The sequence below is a fragment of the Massiliimalia timonensis genome (assembly GCF_900186585.1).
Lineage (GTDB): Bacteria > Bacillota > Clostridia > Oscillospirales > Ruminococcaceae > Massiliimalia > Massiliimalia timonensis.
The window spans coordinates 212,798-229,914 of record NZ_FYDD01000003.1; the positions used below are offsets into that span (position 1 = coordinate 212,798).

At 48.3% G+C, this 17,117-nt stretch carries 19 protein-coding genes; 12 read left to right on the plus strand and 7 right to left on the minus strand.

Translation table 11 applies throughout. From position 1 onward, the window contains the following. The first annotated feature begins 179 nt into the window (after positions 1–179). From CIB36_RS03010 to CIB36_RS03030, 5 genes are all read left to right on the plus strand, one after another. Positions 180–887 carry a M48 family metallopeptidase gene (locus CIB36_RS03010; RefSeq protein ID WP_158662562.1) on the plus strand — a complete coding sequence of 236 codons (708 nt, stop codon included), beginning with the start codon at positions 180–182 and terminating at the stop codon, positions 885–887. Between the two features lie 57 nt (positions 888–944). Beyond that, on the plus strand, positions 945–2,021 hold the full coding sequence (locus CIB36_RS03015; protein WP_093988130.1) for a GntR family transcriptional regulator: 1,077 nt from the start codon (positions 945–947) through the stop codon (positions 2,019–2,021). A gap of 119 nt (positions 2,022–2,140) precedes the next feature. Further along, positions 2,141–3,811, plus strand: coding sequence for a ribulokinase (locus tag CIB36_RS03020; protein WP_093988131.1), 1,671 nt, complete (start codon positions 2,141–2,143; stop codon positions 3,809–3,811). A 3-nt stretch (positions 3,812–3,814) separates the two neighbouring features. Further along, the gene (gene araD, locus CIB36_RS03025) at positions 3,815–4,510 is read left to right on the plus strand and encodes an L-ribulose-5-phosphate 4-epimerase (protein ID WP_093988959.1); all 696 of its coding nucleotides are present in this window, start codon (positions 3,815–3,817) and stop codon (positions 4,508–4,510) included. Between the two features lie 136 nt (positions 4,511–4,646). Next, positions 4,647–6,029 carry a sn-glycerol-1-phosphate dehydrogenase gene (locus CIB36_RS03030; RefSeq protein ID WP_093988132.1) on the plus strand — a complete coding sequence of 461 codons (1,383 nt, stop codon included), beginning with the start codon at positions 4,647–4,649 and terminating at the stop codon, positions 6,027–6,029. Positions 6,030–6,072: 43 nt separating this feature from the next. Here CIB36_RS03030 and CIB36_RS13225 read toward each other — a convergent pair whose 3' ends face one another. Then, positions 6,073–6,228, minus strand: a complete 156-nt coding sequence (locus CIB36_RS13225; protein WP_158662563.1) for a hypothetical protein — start codon at positions 6,226–6,228, stop codon at positions 6,073–6,075. Between the two features lie 87 nt (positions 6,229–6,315). Beyond that, the gene (locus CIB36_RS03035) at positions 6,316–7,236 is read right to left on the minus strand and encodes a LysR family transcriptional regulator (RefSeq protein WP_158662564.1); all 921 of its coding nucleotides are present in this window, start codon (positions 7,234–7,236) and stop codon (positions 6,316–6,318) included. A gap of 220 nt (positions 7,237–7,456) precedes the next feature. Here CIB36_RS03035 and CIB36_RS03040 point away from each other — a divergent pair, with 220 nt between their 5' ends. From CIB36_RS03040 to CIB36_RS03055, 4 genes are all read left to right on the plus strand, one after another. Further along, positions 7,457–8,620: an iron-containing alcohol dehydrogenase gene (locus CIB36_RS03040; RefSeq protein WP_093988960.1), complete on the plus strand. Its 1,164-nt coding sequence runs from the start codon at positions 7,457–7,459 to the stop codon at positions 8,618–8,620. A gap of 265 nt (positions 8,621–8,885) precedes the next feature. Continuing rightward, complete coding sequence (locus tag CIB36_RS03045) at positions 8,886–9,191, plus strand: DUF2325 domain-containing protein (protein ID WP_093988134.1); 306 nt, start codon at positions 8,886–8,888, stop codon at positions 9,189–9,191. Further along, complete coding sequence (locus CIB36_RS03050; RefSeq protein ID WP_093988135.1) at positions 9,185–9,739, plus strand: DUF3793 family protein; 555 nt, start codon at positions 9,185–9,187, stop codon at positions 9,737–9,739. The genes CIB36_RS03045 and CIB36_RS03050 overlap by 7 nt, the downstream gene beginning before the upstream one ends. 31 nt (positions 9,740–9,770) lie before the next feature. Beyond that, positions 9,771–10,193, plus strand: coding sequence for a flavodoxin (locus CIB36_RS03055; RefSeq protein ID WP_093988136.1), 423 nt, complete (start codon positions 9,771–9,773; stop codon positions 10,191–10,193). 155 nt (positions 10,194–10,348) lie between these two features. Here CIB36_RS03055 and CIB36_RS03060 read toward each other — a convergent pair whose 3' ends face one another. From CIB36_RS03060 to CIB36_RS03080, 5 genes are all read right to left on the minus strand, one after another. Continuing rightward, positions 10,349–11,239, minus strand: coding sequence for a sensor histidine kinase (locus CIB36_RS03060; RefSeq protein WP_093988137.1), 891 nt, complete (start codon positions 11,237–11,239; stop codon positions 10,349–10,351). Between the two features lie 14 nt (positions 11,240–11,253). Further along, positions 11,254–12,096 (minus strand): ABC transporter permease subunit, encoded by an 843-nt coding sequence (locus CIB36_RS03065; RefSeq protein WP_093988138.1) that lies wholly within the window; start codon positions 12,094–12,096, stop codon positions 11,254–11,256. Beyond that, positions 12,089–13,003, minus strand: a complete 915-nt coding sequence (locus CIB36_RS03070; RefSeq protein ID WP_093988139.1) for an ATP-binding cassette domain-containing protein — start codon at positions 13,001–13,003, stop codon at positions 12,089–12,091. Before CIB36_RS03070 ends, CIB36_RS03065 begins: the two co-directional genes overlap by 8 nt. Positions 13,004–13,069: 66 nt before the next feature. Beyond that, entirely contained in the window at positions 13,070–13,756 is a 687-nt protein-coding gene (locus tag CIB36_RS03075) for a response regulator transcription factor (protein WP_093988140.1), read from the minus strand. A 428-nt stretch (positions 13,757–14,184) separates the two neighbouring features. Continuing rightward, positions 14,185–14,697, minus strand: coding sequence for a ferritin (locus CIB36_RS03080; RefSeq protein WP_093988961.1), 513 nt, complete (start codon positions 14,695–14,697; stop codon positions 14,185–14,187). A 185-nt stretch (positions 14,698–14,882) separates the two neighbouring features. Between CIB36_RS03080 and ybaK the strand changes: the two genes are divergently transcribed. Genes ybaK through CIB36_RS03095 form a run of 3 tightly spaced genes read left to right on the plus strand, consistent with a single transcriptional unit; the run spans position 14,883 to position 17,061 of the window. After that, positions 14,883–15,362 (plus strand): Cys-tRNA(Pro) deacylase, encoded by a 480-nt coding sequence (gene ybaK, locus CIB36_RS03085; RefSeq protein ID WP_178085685.1) that lies wholly within the window; start codon positions 14,883–14,885, stop codon positions 15,360–15,362. 25 nt (positions 15,363–15,387) lie between these two features. Further along, positions 15,388–16,059, plus strand: a complete 672-nt coding sequence (locus tag CIB36_RS03090) for a response regulator transcription factor (protein WP_093988141.1) — start codon at positions 15,388–15,390, stop codon at positions 16,057–16,059. A 12-nt stretch (positions 16,060–16,071) separates the two neighbouring features. Then, entirely contained in the window at positions 16,072–17,061 is a 990-nt protein-coding gene (locus CIB36_RS03095; protein ID WP_093988142.1) for a sensor histidine kinase, read from the plus strand. Positions 17,062–17,117 lie beyond the last annotated feature (56 nt).

Here is a 17,117-nt window from a genome sequence, read left to right on the forward strand (position 1 = left end):
TTTAAAATATTGTCAATCTGTTCACAATGATATTAGAAGTAGGAAATGGTTTTTTTGATGATTTTACAGAAAATTTTCTTTTTTGAAAAGCCGGCAGGCTTCTGGTTCAGGCCAGCGTTGATTTTTTCACCCTGATTGTGTATGATAAAAAGAAAAAACAGGGAGAAGAGCGGGAGGATATGGAAACAGTCGTTTTGCCGGATGCCACGGTGATAGAGTATGAACTGATCTATAAAAAGGTGAAGAATATGACCCTGCGCATCAGGCCGGACGGCACAGTAACAGTTACTGTAAACCGGCGGGTGTCCCAAAAGCGGGCGGAGGAATTTGTGAGGGAACATGCAGCCTGGCTTCAAAAGCGCAGACAACTTGCGGACACCCGCCGGCAGATCGGCCTGCCGGAACGACTGGAACAGGATACACAGGTGCTGTGGCTGGGGACCGAATACCGGGTGGCATGGAACTATCCCGCCGCTCCAGCCGTAGAACTGTACGGGGATCTTGCTGTAGTTTCCATGCCGGACCCTAGTGCAGAATTTGCCGCAAAAGTGTACCGGGACTGGTATCAGGCACAGAGCGAACGGGTTTTGACCGATGCGCTGGACCGTGTTTTTCCGCACTTTGAACCACTTGGCCTTTGCAGGCCCCGGCTATGTCTGCGCTATATGACCTCCCGTTGGGGGAGCTGTTCTTACCACAAGGGGAAGATCACCCTGAACCGCTACCTCTGCCAGCTTCCGCCTGCTTTGATAGATGCGGTGACTGCGCATGAATTGGCGCACTTTTTCCACCCGGATCATTCTCCGGCTTTTTACAGGCTTTTGGAGCAGGTGTTTCCCGGGTATCGGGAAACCGCCGCCCAGTTAAAAGAATATTTCATCTTGTAAATACAACTTTACCATGATACAATAAAAGAGAAAATCTAACAGAAAGGGGCGGCCGAAATGAGTGGACAGCCGAAATATATGGTCCTTAGTGAATGGATCCGGGAACGGATACGCTCCGGAGAATTTGCAAATGGCAGCAAGCTGCTTTCGGAGAATGAGTTGGCACAGCGTTTTTCCATGAGCCGCCAAACCGTACGCCAGGCTGTGGGCACCTTGGTGAATGAAGGTTTTTTGACCAGAAAGCAGGGAAGCGGCACTTATATTTCCTATCAGCCGAAACAAAGGCGGGACACCAGAGATATTGCGGTGATCACCACCTATTTGAATAGTTATATTTTTCCGGAGATCATTCAGGGGATCGATCAGGTGCTGACCGATTCTGGATATCATATGCGCCTGGGTATTACCTATAACCGGGTAAAAAACGAGGCGGATGTCCTTTCCTCCCTTTTGGAAAGCCCGGTGGCCGGGATCATTGTAGAACCGACAAAAAGCGCTTTGCCAAACCCAAACCTGTTTTTGTATCACCGGCTCGTACAGATGGAGATCCCTATTGTATTTTTAAATGGATATTATTCCGCGCTGGACCTGCCCCATGTTTCGGCAGACGATTATGCCGCGGGCAAAGCAGCGGCCCAGGCGTTGCTAAAGGCGGGGCACCGTAAAGTGTTCGGCATCTTTAAATCAGATGATATTCAGGGACATTTCCGATTTAGCGGCTTTATCAATACCTTGCAAGACGCAGGCGTTTTATACGATGACAGCGATGTGCTTTGGTATGTTACCGAGGATCTGGAGCAGATGTTTTCACAAAACCACACGCCGGAGCTGCTGGAGCGGTTAAAGGAATACACTGCGGTGGTCTGCTATAATGATGAGATCGCCCGCAAGCTGTATGAATGGCTGCAAAAAAATGGCTTACAGATCCCGCAGGATCTTTCTATCGTTGGGTTCGACAATTCCCCGCTGGCGGAGTTTGGAGGCGCTTCGATCACCTCTGTCGGATTTCCGTTTGAAACGATCGGCAAAACAGCCGCCTCTCAGATGGTGGACCGGTTGAATTTTGGGCGGCCGATGAAAAGCATTTCTTTTCCGCCAAAACTGATCGTTAGGAATTCGATAAAAAAATTGTAAAAATCTTGATTTTATCTTGAAAACCCAAAAGGCACATGGTATAATATTCACAAATAATTTGTATGTACAACTTTGTACCGAATAAATGAGAAAAGAGACAGGTAAAAGGAGGTCATATCATGGCGAAATATAGCATCGGGGTAGACTTTGGCTCTCTATCCGGAAGGGCGGTCATCGTCAATGTGGAAAACGGGGCGGAGCTGGCGTCCGCTGTGTTGGATTATCCGCATGCGGTCATGGACAGCGAATTGCCGGATGGCACGAAATTAGGGGTAGACTGGGCTTTGCAGCATCCGCAGGATTACTTGGATGTACTGCATGAAACGATCCCGCAGGTCATGAAAGAAGCGGGCGTCAGCGCAGACGACGTGATCGGCTTGGGGATCGACTTCACCGCATGTACTGTTATGCCGGTGAAAGCGGATGGGACCCCGCTGTGTTTCTTGGAACAGTACCGTTCCAATCCAAATGCGTACGTTAAGCTTTGGAAGCATCATGCGGCGCAGAAATACGCGACCAAATTAAATGAAACCGCTGAAAAAATGGGAGAAACATTTTTAAAACGCTACGGCGGGAAGATCTCTTCCGAGTGGATGGTGCCGAAAGCGTGGCAGATCTTAGAGGAAGACGAAGCGCTGTACCGGGATATGGATTACTTCATGGAAGCGGCCGACTGGGTGATCTGGCAGATGACTGGCGTGCAGACTCGCAACTCCTGCACCGCTGGGTACAAAGCGATCTATCACAAGCAGACCGGCTATCCGAAAAAAGAATTTTATAAAGCGCTAGACCCGCGCCTGGAAAACTTTGTAGAGGAAAAATTAAACTGCCCGATCACCCCGCTGGGGAGCAAGGCCGGCGAGATGACCGAAGCGGCAGCCAAGCTGACCGGCCTGAGGCCGGGTACCGCTGTGGCGGTAGCCAACGTGGACGCGCATGTTACCGTGCCGGCGGTGAAAATCGACGGGCCGGGCAAAATGCTTGCCATCATGGGAACCTCTACCTGTCATATGCTCATGAGCGACGAGGAAAAGCTGGTTCCGGGAATCTGCGGCGTGGTAGAAGACGGGATTTTGCCGGGGTTTTATGGGTATGAAGCGGGACAAAGCTGCGTGGGCGACCATTTTGCATGGTTTATTGACAACTGCCTGCCGGCGGCTTATACAGAAGACGCGAAAGCAAAGGGAATGAATATCCACCGTTACCTACGTGAAAAAGCCGAGGCGTTAAAGCCGGGCGAAAGCGGGCTGATCGCATTGGATTGGTGGAACGGGAACCGTTCTGTATTGGTGGATGTGGATTTGACCGGTATGATGCTGGGGATGACCCTTGCGACCAAGCCGGAGGAGATTTACCGCGCTTTGATCGAAGCGACTGCTTACGGAACCCGTAAAATCATTGAAACCTTTGAAGAAAACGGCGTGCCGGTCCACGAGTTTTATGCGTCCGGCGGGATCTCTCAAAAGGACCCGATGACCATGCAGATCTATGCGGACATCATCAAAAAGCCAATTAAGATCGCAGGTTCTACCCAAGGCCCGGCGCTTGGCTCTGCCATTTTCGGCGCGTTGGCGGCCGGAAAGGAAAACGGCGGTTATGACAGCATTTTGGAAGCGGAACAGGTGATGGGCAACTTAAAAGACATCGAATACCACCCAATTCCAGAAAACAGCGCTGTCTATGATAAGCTGTATGCGGAATATAACATCCTGCACGATTACTTTGGGCGCGGCGCAAACGATGTGATGAAACGCCTGAAGGCTCTGAAAATTGAGATCAAGGGGAAATAGATGATGTTGGAACAGTTAAAGCAAGACGTTTATCAGGCGAATATGCTTCTTCCGGAATATCACCTGATCACCTTTACCTGGGGAAATGTTTCTGGGATCGACCGGGAAAAGGGCTTGGTGGTGATCAAGCCTTCCGGGGTGGAATACAGCGAGATGACTGCCGGGGATATGGTGGTAGTGGATTTAGATGGAAAGGTCGTTGAAGGGAACTTGAACCCTTCTTCCGATACAGCAACCCATTTGGAGATCTACCGTAATTTCCCGAATGTAGGCGGGGTTGTGCACACCCATTCCCGCTGGGCGACCTTGTGGGCGCAGTCCGGCCGGGGGATCGCACCATACGGAACCACTCACGGAGATTATTTTGCTGATACGATCCCCTGTACCCGCGATATGACGCCGGAAGAGATCCGTTCTGAATATGAAAAGAATACCGGCAAGGTGATTGTAGAAACATTTCAGGGAAAAGAACCCGATCATGTGCCTGCGGTCTTGGTGAAAAACCATGGGCCGTTTACTTGGGGAACAGACCCGCACAATGCGGTACATAATGCAGTAGTATTAGAAGAGATCGCCATGATGGCGGTTTATACCGAACAACTGATGGGAGATCGTATCAAGCCGATGCCAAGAGAGCTTTTGGAAAAGCATTTCTTCCGCAAGCACGGACCAAATGCTTATTATGGCCAGAAGAAGTAGTTGACATGGAGAAGGCGGATATGGTATCCTAAAAAAAGAATGAGGGCGGACAGAGTGAAAGAGAACAGCCCCGGACCTGATGCCGGGTATCTTTCGCTTTGTACCGCCTTTTTGTTCAGAAAGAGGAGTTGAGGTTATGGGATTTTTAGACAAGAGCATCAATGAACTGATCAACCGGGAATACCCATGCAGCTGCGGGAGGACCCACATCGCGAACATTGAGAATATCGCGATCGGTGTCAACGCGCTTCAGAGATTGCCGGAATTTATCAAGAACCAGCTATTGCCCGGCGGACGGGTATTTGATCCCAAGCAGGATCAGATTTTGGTGGTCAGCGATGTGAATACGCATCAGGCCGGCGGGAAAAAAGTATTTGAAATGCTTCAGCAAGAAGGATTTCAAGTCAGAGAATTTGTCTTCCCACACCCCAGCATGCACGCGGAGGAACAGTATGCCGAAGAACTGAAGGCCGCGTTGTTTGAAGGCTTGTCTTTGATCGTGACTGTCGGCTCCGGGTCATTGAATGACATCACCCGGTTTGTTGCGTTCCATGCGCAGATCCCTTATTATATTGTTGCGACCGCGCCGTCTATGGACGGTTATGCCTCCAACGTTTCTCCGCTGATCCACAATAATCTGAAAATCACCTATAGCTGTGCCTGTGCCAACGCTATCATCGGTGACGTAGCGCTGCTGGCAACTGCCCCGACTAAAATGATCGGCGCAGGCTTGGGGGATATTATCGGAAAATATATCGCGATCAACGACTGGAAAATGTCGCATATGCTTTACGGCGAATATTATTGCGGAGAGGTTGCCGATCTGGTGCTGTATTCCGTCCAAAAATGTGTGGACAACGTGCCCGGACTGATCCGCAGGGAACCGGAGGCCTTGCAGTACCTCATGGAATCGTTGGTACTGATCGGGATCGCGATGAGTTATATCGGAGTGTCCCGCCCGGCTTCCTCCTCGGAGCATCATATCGCCCATTTTCTGGAGATGAAATCCATCTTTAAAGGAGAATATGGAGAACTGCACGGAACGAATGTTGGGATGGCCACCTGCTTGATCCACGACATGTACCGGAAATTTTTGGAGATGGATTGGAATTTTGACAAGGCGAGGGAACACGCCAAGCAGTTTGATTATCAGAAATGGGAGCAGGAGATCCGGCATTCCTTTGGCCTTGCGGCGGATGAGGTGATCTCACTGTACCAAAAAGTTGGGCAGAATGAACCGGAGCAGGTGCTTAAGCGAATTGACGCGATCGAGGAAAAACAGGATCAGCTTCGGGTGATGCTGGAGCAAGTCGTGAAAGATACTGATACCACCGCCGGACTGTTAAGGCAATTAAATGGTCTGACCTCACCGGAAGGGTATGGTTTTGACAAAGGTGAGATCCGGGATATTTTACGGTTTGCGAAAGACCTGAGAAACCGTTATGCGGCACTGCAGCTGTTTTACGATATGGGCGTGCTGGATGAACTGGCGGATCATATTGTGGAAGCATATCTGTAAACGAAAAAGGGACAGCGGAATCTCCGCTGTCCTTTGATTATGTTCAAGGCTGTTCTCCAGTTTTGCTGTGTTCCAAAAACTGCTGAATCAATTTTTGGTATTCCTCCTCCTCTTCCGCTTTGCTTTTGCGGGTCGCGGGTTCTTCTGGAGGATTGGCGGGCTGTTCTTTTTTCTTCCGTAAGAAGCTCCATTTTTTCATTGCGGTACTCCTTTCTTTCGCTTTCCAGTTCAGAGTACCATAACATTGTGAGAGTTTTGTGAGAAATTTTCAGCTATTTTCCAAAATTTATGCTTCGCCCAGATGGGATTTCAGTCGTTGGATTAGATCCCGCTGGGCGTCATGGAAGAAATGGTTTTTTTGATAGATCAGCACATCCCGCACTTTGTTTTTCGCGTTGGGACAAGGCCGGGTGACCAGGTGATACCGGTCCAGCATGGACTGGGGCACAGGAGACACCCACATATAGGTTCCGTCAATTCGCTGTAAAAAATCCATTTGGCTGCCGCGGTCGTAAACGTAGATCCGTTTTGGGGGAGTTTTCAGTTCCGCATTGGGCTTGATTTGGGAAACGGACAGCGCAGGGACCTGAATATCGCCGTGGATGATCTCCGTGTAGCCGTTTAACAGATGGTAGGGGATTTCCGAATACCCGCTTAACGGATGCTGGTCTGACATCATTAAAAGATATTCAAATTCCCGCAGCGGTTCATGGCGCAAGCCTTTGTCGGCCAGCAAGGAAAGGAAATAGGATTCATAGATGACCTCGTACCGGATCACCGCAAAATCGGCAAATTTAGTGCTGACGTCCTGAATCGCGTTGACAGAGCCGGTTTCTCTAAAATGAATATTGACCCGCCCGTGGGCTTCTAAAGAATTGTAATAATCTGCAAACGCGACAGAAAGATAGGTGGCGCGCGGAACAGATACAGTCAAGCTAAAAATATCCGACTGTTTGGTATGGTACAGGGATTCCAGCTCATCCACCTGGGACACAATGGTCTTGGCATAGGTCAGAAATTCCTCTCCTTGTCGGGTAGGGACAACGCCGCGAGTTGTCCGGCGGAAAATGGTGATCCCAAGCTCCTGTTCCAGTTCCCGGATCGCTTTGCTTAAATTCGGCTGTGACATAAACAGGTTTTGGGCAGCTTTGGTAATCGAGTCGGCATTTTCTACCTCGATTGCATAACGCAGGTACTGCAGGTTCAAAAATTTCCCTCCTTTGCCTTTTCTCAAAATACTGTATTCATTTTCGATATATCTATGATAACTATTATATATTACCACGTACGATTATTCAATGTTAAAATAATAACGAACAAAAAATTCGGTATATTCACGAAAAGTAGACCGATTCCCTATACGATTTGTGGAAAAGGTGGCTACCGTGAGTAGAAAAAACTTGAATTTACGGATGGAGGAAAAGAAAATGGCTCGTTTTACATTGCCAAGAGATGTCTATTTTGGAAGAGGCACCCTGGAAGAACTGAAAAACTTAACTGGGAAAAAAGCGATCGTTGTTGTTGGCGGCGGTTCTATGAAGCGCTTTGGCTTTTTAGACAAAGTAGAAGCAAACCTGAAAGAAGCAGGTTTAGAAGTTCAGTTATTTGAAGGGGTAGAACCGGACCCGTCTGTAGAAACTGTAATGAAAGGCGCGGCGGCAATGCGCGAGTTTGAACCGGATTGGATCGTTGCGATCGGCGGCGGTTCCCCGATCGACGCGGCAAAAGCAATGTGGGCGTTCTATGAATATCCAGAAGTTACTTTTGAAGATTTGATCACCCCGTTCAGCTTCCCAACTTTAAGACAGAAAGCAAAATTCCTTGCGATCCCGTCCACTTCCGGCACTGCGACAGAAGTAACCGCTTTTTCTGTCATTACCGACTATGCAAAAGGGATCAAATATCCTTTGGCTGACTTTAATATTACTCCAGATGTCGCGATCGTTGACCCGGATCTGGCTGAAACGATGCCGCAGAAGCTGGTTGCCCATACCGGAATGGATGCCTTGACTCACGCTATCGAGGCCTATGTTTCCACTGTCGCGTCTCCGTTCACGGATCCGCTTGCCATCAAAGCGATCCAGATGGTCATGCAGTATCTGCCGGCTTCTTACAACGGTTGCAGCAATGCGAAAGAACAGATGCACTATGCGCAATGTTTGGCTGGTATGGCATTTTCCAATGCGCTGCTGGGGATTGTTCACTCTATGGCGCATAAAACCGGCGCTGCATTCAGCACGGGGCACATCCCGCACGGCTGTGCAAATGCTATTTACCTGCCGTATGTCATCAAATATAATGCCAAAGATATGAGGGCCGCCAAGAGATACGAGGATATTGCCAACGCGCTTGGCCTTGACGGTATTGATGCGCTTTGCGCAAGGATCGACGAATTCAACCAGAGATTGGGTATCCCGAAGACTTTGAAAGAGTTCGGCATCAACGAAGCAGAATTTAAAGAAAAACTTTCTGCGATCTCTGAAAATGCGATTGGTGACGCCTGCACTGGTTCCAACCCAAGGATCCCAACGCAGGAGGAAATGGAAAAATTGTTCACCTGCATTTACTATGGCACTGAAGTAGCGTTCTAGTTTTATTACATCCTTTCATAAGTCCCCGCAGCCATAAAAGGCTGCGGGGACTTTGTTTGTGCTCATTTTTTCAAATTTGCTGAAAAACATAGTTGACAATATGGGAAATTCATGGTAACATATCAAGTGGTTAGTCTAAACTAACTATTTGATATGTTACTTTTCTGTTTCGCAGCAGATATAAGCTGCGGGCGGATTGACGGAATGTAATTTCTTTATAATCCACCCCCAAATGGGTTAAACTACAAGAAAAGGAGGCTAGAAAATGAGCGTTGTCATTGTAGGCGGAAACGAAAGAATGAGCTGTCAATATCAGGATATTTGCAAGGAGTATGGGTGTAAAGCGAAGGTGTTTACCAAAGAAAAGGGTGCATTTAAGAAAAAAATGGGCTGCCCTGACTTATTGATCCTTTTTACCAATACAGTTTCTCATAAAATGGTGATCAGCGCCTTTCAGGAGGCAAAAAAGAACCAGATCCCAACACTGCGGGTGCATACCAGCAGTGCCACAGCGCTCCATCATGTTTTATCCGGATATATGAAAGATAAAACGAGGGTTGAAAGATGCTAGAGCAATTTTTGATTGAACACTGTTCTCCGACGCTTGCGTCCTTAAAAACGGCAAATCTATTTTGCTATTCTTATCAAAAAGAGGATTCACTAAAAGAACAGGTAAAGCTTTGGAACTGCCAACTGGCAGAAAAAGGGGTATCCGTAGTGATCCTGAAAGAACGGGCAGAAAAAGCCCTGATCTATGTGTACCGTCCCAACAAATTGCAGGAAGATCTCGATCGCCGGGATACAGCTGATTTTTTGACGCAGTACGGATATGAAGCCGGGTTTTCGTTGGAGCAGGTGCTCCTCCATTTACAGGAGAGATTCAAAAACAGCGACTGCTTTCCACATGAGATTGGGTTGTTTTTAGGATACCCTTTGGGGGATGTTGTGGGTTTTATCGAGAACGACGGGAGGAATTCCAAATGCTCTGGATGCTGGAAGGTGTATTGCAATGAATGCGAGGCGATCCGGATGTTTCGGAAATTTAAAAAGTGTCAGACCGTCTATAAAAAACTGTTCCAACAGGGAAGAAGCGTGTTGCAGCTTACAGTAGCTGTTTAACATATAATTTTAAAGAGAGGTGGCTTAGATCATGAGCAAAGTTGCAGTCGTATATTGGAGCGGCACCGGAAACACGGAAATGATGGCGCAGCAGGTCGTTGAGGGTGCGAAAGAAGCTGGCGCAGAGGTCCAGCTGTTTACCGCGGCTGAATTTTCGGCTGGGCAGATGTCCGAATTTGATGCAGTGGCATTTGGGTGCCCGTCTATGGGGGCGGAGCAGTTGGAGGAGAGTGAATTTGAACCGATGTTCACCGCCTGTGAAGCGGATTTGAACGGGAAAAAGATCGCACTGTTCGGTTCCTATGGCTGGGGAGATGGCGAATGGATGCGCACATGGGAAGACACCTGCCGCGGCGATGGTGCAAACCTTGCGCATGATAGCGTGATCTGCAATGAAGCGCCGGATGAAGACGTCCAACAGGCATGCCAAGCGCTAGGCAAAGCATTAGCGTAATATTTACATAGAAAGTCCGGAAACGCTCCGGGTTTTCTTGATTCATCAAAGGACATGACAAATCTTTTGCTGGAAAAAGCAGAAAGATCGAAACCTTATGGAATAAAATAGTGCTGATCCCCAAATAAAAAGGCTGTACTTGTTGTACAGCCTTTTTATTTGGGGAAATGAACGGTGATCATCAGCCGGAAAGCCGTATAATCCGCCCGGATCGTGCCGCCCATTTGTTCGGTCAGTGTTTTGGCGATCGAAAGTCCCAGACCAGTGGCGTTTTTCCCGTTTTCTACTGTAAAGAATCTGTGGAACAACCGTCCCACAGAAATCCCATCTAAAGCGTGAGAGGTGTTGGCAAATACGATTTCCCCGGAGGGATGCAGCGTTACCTGAAGATCGCCGTCACTGTATTTGGCCGCATTGCTTAAGATATTCCCAAAGATCCGGGAAAGGGAACTGGGGTCTGCCCTGCGAAGGACCGGGGCTTCCGGGATCGTGATTTCAGGAACGATATGCCGTTGATTTAATACCTCATAATATGCGGCCAGGCTTTCTTCTAATATTTGATTTAAGGAAACAGATTGGGCGCAGCTAGTTTGTGCGGCAGAAGTAATAACAGAATACTGAAATAGTTCTTCTGTCAGTTGTTTTAACGCTTCCACCCTGTCCGAGATGATTTTTAAGGAATGCTGTGCCTTGGGCGGAAGGGTTTCACGTTCCAGCAATTCCATATAGCCGCAGATGACAGTGAGAGGGGTCCGCAGGTCATGGGAGATATTGGTGATTGCTTCTTTCAGTTCCAGATCTCCTTGCCGGCATCTCAGCCTTTCTTTACGAAGCGTTTTTAACTGACTGTTGATATCTTCGGCAAGCCTCTGCATAGCAGGGTCAAAGCTGCTTAAGGAGATCACGGTATTGGTGTCCTCGGCCAGTTTTTGCGCAAATCCGGTGCGGATTTCCTCCGCTGATTTTTTCAACAGGTAGATTTTCACTGATAAAACGATAACAACAGCGATCAGCACCGCACAAAGTGCGCAAAGCAGGGCGGCCATACGGATCCTCCTTTTTATTGAATATCCTTTTTGCGGAATACAAATATTCCAATGATATTGGAGCAGATGATAATAACCAAAGAATACATGGCCATCAAGCCCAGATGAGGGGCAGTCTGTCCAGAGATCTGCACGCTCTGTCCAGAGGGTAAAAAGTCGATGATGAATTGGTAGATATTCCGGACAGTTTGGCTTAGGTAACGGGGATTGGGCATGCTTTTCATGACCTGCTCGCCGTCAATAATTTGGAGGGTGTCGATCATTTCCGGCTGGGCAATGCAGGTGCCCAGATAAAAGGAAAGGAACATGCTGACAACCACCCCTAAAATACAGAAGATGGAAGCCAAGGTTTTATTTTGCATCAGCATCCCCGCCATGGTAAAGATCGCGGCATAAGAGATCAGCATTAAGACGCCGTCGGCGATCAGGGATAAAATCGTACCGGCAGAAGCGGTAAACCATCCGCACAGGGGGATCCCCACAGCGCAGACAACAAGGGCATAAGAAAGGTTTAGCGCAATGCCGACCGCTGCGCAGGTGATAAAATTGGACAGGTAGATCCCAGCGCGGGAGTGCCCGACGATCAGCTTATTGCGGATGGTGCCGTCACTGTATTCTGTACCGACGAACAGGCTGCACACCGCCGCCATCACCAGCCCGGGAACAGCGATCAGCCCGGTCAGCCCATAGCCGTATAAAAATAATCCATCCAGGGGCAGGGAATTGTCGTTGAGGTCCATACTGTATTTGGCCATCAAGCAGACGCAAAGCGCGTAAAATACCATGAAAATAATGGCCGCCCAAAAAGCGGTTTCTTTTTTTAATCGTCCCATATTGGCTCGCAGTAACCTAATCATGCCGTCCACCTCCTACCAGATTTACATAGTAGCTTTCCAGCGTTTCATCCTTTTCGTAGATGCGGTGAACAATACAGCCCTCTTGAGAAAGGGCAATGGTAAGCTTGCTGATATTGTGTTCCCCAAACAGGTCGGCCTGCGTTTGAGAGATCACTTTATATTCGGCGCCAAGCTGCTGCATGACTCGTGCTAGCGCCTCCATGTTGGATACCTCTACCCTGAGGCATTTTCGGCAGGATTCCTCCATTTCTTTGGCGCTGATTTCTTTGAGCATTCTGCCATTGTCGATAAACCCGTAGTGGGTGGCCAGGCGTGCAAGCTCATCAAGGATATGGCTGGAGATTAGAAAAGTGATCTGATGTTCCCGGTTTAGTTTTAAGATCAGTTCCCGGATCTCAATGATCCCCTGAGGATCAAGGCCGTTGACCGGCTCGTCAAGAACCAAAAAATCGGGGCTCCCTGCCAACGCAATGGCAATCCCCAGCCTTTGGCGCATCCCAAGTGAAAAGTTTTTTGCCTTTTTCTTTCCGGTATCCGCTAAATTGACCAACTGTAAGATCTGATCGATCCCTTCAAATGAGGGCAGCCCTAAAATGCGGTACTGCGCCTGAAGATTTTCTTTGGCAGTCATATTCAGATAAATAGATGGTGTTTCCACCACGGCGCCCATTCTGCGGCGCGCCTTTACAATGCCAGGATCTGTGTTTTTCATCCCGTACAGGGTATACTCTCCGTCAGTCGGGTCTTGCAGCCCACAGATCAGACGAATCAAGGTGGTTTTTCCCGCCCCGTTTTTTCCGACAAACCCATAGATCGCACCTTTTTCTACATGCAGATCCAACTGGTCCAGCGCCTTAAAATCACGGTACCGCTTGGAAAGGGACGAGGCAGTTAATACATATTCCATATGGTTTCCTCCTTTGTTGTGTCCCATCATACCGCGAAATGGTTAAGAAAGCGGTTAAGGAAATGGTTAAGAAATAGGAAAGATCGGTTCCTCACGCATTTTAAAGCCAATTCCCCAAACCGATTCGATATGATCCTTACCGTCCGCTTCCCGCAGTTTTCTGCGCAGGTTGCTGATGTGGACCTTCAGCGAGCTTTCCATACAATCGGGCGTATCCTCACTGATCTCGTCTAAAAGCTGGGTTTTGGTGATCACCTGCCGGGGATTTTGCATCAGCTTTTTTAGGATAGCAAATTCCGTGCGCGTCAGCCGGACAGATCTTCCCTGAACAGTAACGTTGTGCGTGTCAGGGGATAAAACGATCTGTCCGAAAGAAATAGAGGAGTTCTCTGAACTGGCTTTAGGATGGAGCCGCAGCTGTACTGTGATTCGCGCTAACAGCTCTTTGACCTGAAAAGGCTTCGTTACGTAATCGGCTGCACCGACCAAAAGCAGGCGCACCTTGTCGTCGACCTCTGCCTTGGCGCTGAGGATGATAACAGGGATCCCCTGGATATGGGAAAGCACCTGTTCGCCATCCATACCGGGAAGCATAAGGTCTAATAAAACAAGGTCTGGCGTCTGTGTGGAAAGAAGAAGCACGGCTTCTGTGCCGGAATAGGCGCGGAGAACCCGGTAGCCTTCATTGATAAGCACCTCTTCCAGCATATTCCCAATATAAATATCATCATCTATGACTGCGATCGTCTTCATTGGAAGTTCCTCCTGTTTGCTTTCCCTATTATATCGTTTTCCAGTCAAAGATTCAAGCTGACGAAAAGACGGCAAGCCGCTGACAACAGTCAGCGGCTTGTCAATGTTTACAAGATGGAAAACGGCCCGGCACCACGGTTTTCTGTTTGCCGGCGCATGACCTCGATCAGCGGAACCGCACGATGAAGCTCAGCCGCTGAGTGAATGGATCTGTCCATATGATGGAGTTGTATCTGTGTTTGGACCGGAAGACTCGTAAAAAATTTTCTGGAACTGCTGCTGCCTGTAAGCAGGGAATGTAAATTAGGATAATTCAATGTCCTTCACCTCGGTATTAGTGTTTGGCAGCCGAGGCGGATTATTCCGATTGCGGGCAGCGCGGGAATAAATAAAAACAGGAAGCCTAAAAGGCTTCCTGTTTTTGACTCTTATAAAACCAGGGACGGTGCTGTATAGGTACGGGCCGCCATTTCCTGATCTAACATATATAGGCTTTTTGGGTCGGAACCAAACAGCTCCATTTTTTTAATGAGATCGCTGGCATTGGTTTCCTCTTCGCCCTGTTCTTTCACGAACCAATCTAAAAACTGCATAGTACGGAAGTCTTTTGCTTCATAGGCCGCTTCATAAATGGCGTGGATCAGGCCGGTGACATACTGCTCATGGGTAAAACCGGCTTTTAAAGCATCTATATTTTCATGTAACGCGATGTCAGGTTTGTCGATCGCTTCCAAGGTGACCTTTGCGTCATTGTTCTGCATGTACTGGATAAACAGCATAGCGTGGTCGCGTTCCTCCTGCGCCTGGACCTGATACCAGTTGGCAAAGCCGTTAAGCCCCTGTTCTACATAAAAATTGGCAAAGTCAAGATACAGGTAAGCGGAATAAAATTCTTTATTGACCTGTGTGTTTAATAGTTGTGCTACTTTTTCGTTCAGCATCATTTTCCACTCCTTTTTTGGCAGGTTAGCGTTTTATAACTTCTGCCGTTATTATCAGTATAGCGCGGAATCAGTCAAAAAACAATCCCTATTTTTAAAACTTTTTGTGATTCCCTAAATTGTCAAGGGACAGGCTTTGTGGTATACTAACCTAAGAAAAGCGTACAGGAAAAGAGGCGGTCTTTTTGGAGGAAAAAACAAATGTTATGCGCTTGCTGGAACAGAAAAAAATCCCCTATCAAAGCCATTGTTATGCTGGTACAGACGCAGTAAGCGGGCAGGAAGTGGCGGGCGTATTGGGACAAAATGAACGTCAGGTGTTTAAAACTTTGGTGACCCGGGGACATTCTAAACGGTATTATGTTTTCGTAGTGCCGGTATGCGGGGAACTGGATCTGAAGCTGGCGGCGAAAAGCGTGGGGGAAAAGAGCATTGAAATGATTCCGTCCAAAGAACTGCTTCCCCTGACCGGATATATCCACGGGGGCTGTTCCCCGATTGGGATGAAAAAGCGTTTTCGGACGGTGATCGACCGGTCTGCCGGGCAGTTTGATACCATTATTTTCAGCGCGGGGAAGATTGGGTACCAGGTGGAAATGAGCCTGGCAGATTTGAAAAAGGTGATCCCGTTTGAACTGGCGGAGGTTCAGGGATTGGCAGAATAAATCCAAAGAACAGGGAGGAAAGACGATGTACAGAATCCTGATTGTAGAGGATGATCTGGGGATTGCCATGGCTATCAAAAAACAGATCGAGTCGTGGGATCTGGAAGCGAGGCGTGTGGAGGATTTCCGAAATGTCCTTGCAGAGTTTTCTGAATATGCGCCGCACCTGATTTTAATGGACATCTCCCTGCCGTTTTTTAACGGGTACCATTGGTGCAGCGAGATACGGAAGGTTTCCAAGGTGCCGGTGATTTTTATTTCATCGGCTTCTGATAATATGAATATCATCATGGCTGTCAATATGGGCGGGGACGACTTTTTGGCTAAGCCGTTTGACCAAAGCGTGCTGATGGCAAAGATCCAGGCGGTGCTGCGTAGGACCTATGATTACGGCGGGCAGGTGACGGTGCTGGAACACCGCGGCGCGATGCTCAACACCTCGGACGCAAGCCTGACTTATCAGGGGGAACGCGTGGAGCTGACAAAAAACGAGTACCGGATCTTGCAGGCCTTAATGGAGCAGAAGGGGAAGGTTGTAAGCCGGGAAAAACTGATGGAAAAGCTGTGGGAGGACGACAGCTTTGTGGATGAAAACACCTTGAGCGTCAACGTTAACCGGCTGCGGAAAAAGCTGGCCGCGGCCGGGCTGTGCGATTTTATCGCCACCAAGGTAGGGATGGGCTATCTGGTGGAATAGGAAGGGAATGGTATGGAATACTTTTGGCAATATCTTAAACAACATAAAAAAGTGATTGCGGTTTTCCTTTTATTTGTCCTTATTTTTGGCGTTACCTTTGCATTATATCAGTTGCCCCTTTCTGCAGTGCTCTATTCGGCTGGGCTTTGCGCCTGTCTGGGCATTGGAATCATGCTGTTTGATTTTAAAAACTTTGTGGAAAAACACCGGGCGTTAAAGCACCTGATGCAGGAAATTTTAGTAAACTGTGAACATCTTCCTGTTCCCGCCGGGCTTTTAGAAACAGATTATCAGGAGATGGTGCGGCTATTGTTTGAAGCAAAAAAGGATCTGAACGACAAGATGAACCATCGCTACACCGGGCTGGTGGAGTATTACACGATTTGGGCGCACCAGATCAAAACCCCTATTGCCTCCATGCGGTTGAACCTGCAAAATGAGGACACCCCGTTCAGCCGTGAGATCGGGGACGATTTGATGCGTATTGAGCAGTATGTGGAAATGGTTTTGATGGTGCTGAGACTGGATTCCAGCTCCACCGATTATGTGTTGGCGGAATATGAGTTGGATGGAATCGTAAGGCAGGCGGTGAAGCGCTTTGCCTCCCAGTTTATCCGCAGAAAATTAAAACTGGCGTACCAGCCCCTTCACTGCAAGGTACTGACTGATGAGAAATGGCTGCTGTTTGTGATTGAGCAGGTGCTTTCCAACGCGTTGAAATACACCAAAACAGGCTCCGTCACCATTGAGGTGGAAAGCCCTAAAACGCTTTGCATCCGGGATACTGGGATCGGGATCGCGCCAGAAGACTTGCCGCGCGTTTTTGAACAGGGCTATACGGGATATAATGGCCGGAGCGATAAAAAAGCCAGCGGGATCGGGCTTTATCTGTGCCGCCGCATCTGTGAAAATCTGGGACACAGGATCTGGGCGACTTCCAGTGTTGGAGAAGGAACGGTGATCCACATCAACCTAAACAGCGCCCAGTTGCAGGTAGAATGACCTTTCTTTCAAAAATGTAAGATGAACAAAGGGAAATGTAAGCCGAATCTATGGCA

What these genes read in the sequence shown, in the direction of transcription:
- CIB36_RS03010 (WP_158662562.1), top strand. Translation starts at nt 180, where the DNA reads ATGGAAACAGTCGTTTTGCCGGATGCCACGGTGATAGAGTATGAACTG.
- CIB36_RS03015 (WP_093988130.1), top strand. Translation starts at nt 945, where the DNA reads ATGAGTGGACAGCCGAAATATATGGTCCTTAGTGAATGGATCCGGGAA.
- CIB36_RS03020 (WP_093988131.1), top strand. Translation starts at nt 2,141, where the DNA reads ATGGCGAAATATAGCATCGGGGTAGACTTTGGCTCTCTATCCGGAAGG.
- araD (WP_093988959.1), top strand. Translation starts at nt 3,815, where the DNA reads ATGTTGGAACAGTTAAAGCAAGACGTTTATCAGGCGAATATGCTTCTT.
- CIB36_RS03030 (WP_093988132.1), top strand. Translation starts at nt 4,647, where the DNA reads ATGGGATTTTTAGACAAGAGCATCAATGAACTGATCAACCGGGAATAC.
- CIB36_RS13225 (WP_158662563.1), bottom strand. Translation starts at nt 6,228, where the DNA reads ATGAAAAAATGGAGCTTCTTACGGAAGAAAAAAGAACAGCCCGCCAAT.
- CIB36_RS03040 (WP_093988960.1), top strand. Translation starts at nt 7,457, where the DNA reads ATGGCTCGTTTTACATTGCCAAGAGATGTCTATTTTGGAAGAGGCACC.
- CIB36_RS03045 (WP_093988134.1), top strand. Translation starts at nt 8,886, where the DNA reads ATGAGCGTTGTCATTGTAGGCGGAAACGAAAGAATGAGCTGTCAATAT.
- CIB36_RS03050 (WP_093988135.1), top strand. Translation starts at nt 9,185, where the DNA reads ATGCTAGAGCAATTTTTGATTGAACACTGTTCTCCGACGCTTGCGTCC.
- CIB36_RS03055 (WP_093988136.1), top strand. Translation starts at nt 9,771, where the DNA reads ATGAGCAAAGTTGCAGTCGTATATTGGAGCGGCACCGGAAACACGGAA.
- CIB36_RS03060 (WP_093988137.1), bottom strand. Translation starts at nt 11,239, where the DNA reads ATGGCCGCCCTGCTTTGCGCACTTTGTGCGGTGCTGATCGCTGTTGTT.
- CIB36_RS03065 (WP_093988138.1), bottom strand. Translation starts at nt 12,096, where the DNA reads ATGATTAGGTTACTGCGAGCCAATATGGGACGATTAAAAAAAGAAACC.
- CIB36_RS03070 (WP_093988139.1), bottom strand. Translation starts at nt 13,003, where the DNA reads ATGGAATATGTATTAACTGCCTCGTCCCTTTCCAAGCGGTACCGTGAT.
- CIB36_RS03075 (WP_093988140.1), bottom strand. Translation starts at nt 13,756, where the DNA reads ATGAAGACGATCGCAGTCATAGATGATGATATTTATATTGGGAATATG.
- CIB36_RS03080 (WP_093988961.1), bottom strand. Translation starts at nt 14,697, where the DNA reads ATGCTGAACGAAAAAGTAGCACAACTATTAAACACACAGGTCAATAAA.
- CIB36_RS03090 (WP_093988141.1), top strand. Translation starts at nt 15,388, where the DNA reads ATGTACAGAATCCTGATTGTAGAGGATGATCTGGGGATTGCCATGGCT.
- CIB36_RS03095 (WP_093988142.1), top strand. Translation starts at nt 16,072, where the DNA reads ATGGAATACTTTTGGCAATATCTTAAACAACATAAAAAAGTGATTGCG.